This is a genomic window from Pseudonocardia halophobica, from assembly GCF_027922425.1.
Taxonomy (GTDB): Bacteria; Actinomycetota; Actinomycetes; order Mycobacteriales; family Pseudonocardiaceae; genus Pseudonocardia; species Pseudonocardia halophobica.
This window is the reverse complement of record NZ_BSFQ01000209.1, coordinates 1-689: the sequence shown is the minus strand read 5'-3', so window position 1 is coordinate 689 and position 689 is coordinate 1. Positions and strand designations below refer to the sequence as shown.

Below are 689 nucleotides of genomic sequence, written 5' to 3'. Positions count from 1 at the left end.
CGCCCCCCCCGCCCCCCTGCCCCCCCCCTCCCCGGGCGGGGGCGCCGGGACTCCACCCGAACGAAAGAGGTTGACCCGATGGATGACCCGACCGTGCTGGTCAGTACTGTGCGCGGCCCGGTTCCGGTGGACGCCCTCGGGATGACGCTCACCCACGAGCACCTGCTCAGCGACTGGTCCGGCAGGCCCCGTGCCGAGCCCGAGGACCCGGCCGAGCGCGCGCTGTTCCACGCGGAGGTGAGCCCGTCGATGCAGTGGGTGCTCCGCGAGGACCCCCGCTGCTGTCGGGACAACGCCACCCAGGACGACCCGGACGCCACGGTCGCGGAGCTGGCGAACTTCGTCGAGGCGGGCGGGCGGACCGTCGTCGACTGCACCAACGGCGACGTCGGCCGGGACCCCCTGGCGCTGCGGGACATCGCGGAGCGGACCGGGCTCAACGTGATCATGGGCTCCGGCTGGTACGTGCACATCTTCCACTCCGCCCGCCGGGCACGGACCACTGTCGACGATCTGGTGGCGGAGATCCTCGCCGAGTTCGCCGATGGTGTCGGGGACACCGGGATCCGGCCCGGCATCATCGGCGAGATCGGGGTCTCCCCGCAGTTCACCGAAGCCGAGCGCACGCACCTTCGGGCGTCCGCACGCGCGCAGCGCGAGCTCGGCGTCCCGGTGTTCGTGCACCCCTG

The 689-nt window shown here is 73.1% G+C and carries 1 protein-coding gene; it reads left to right on the top strand.

The genetic code is table 11. The annotated features are described in order from the left end of the window. Nucleotides 1–93: 93 nt before the first annotated feature. Nucleotides 94–689, top strand: a 596-nt coding sequence (locus tag PKE99_RS38190; protein ID WP_498371923.1) for a phosphotriesterase family protein, incomplete at its 3' end; no start/stop codon positions are given.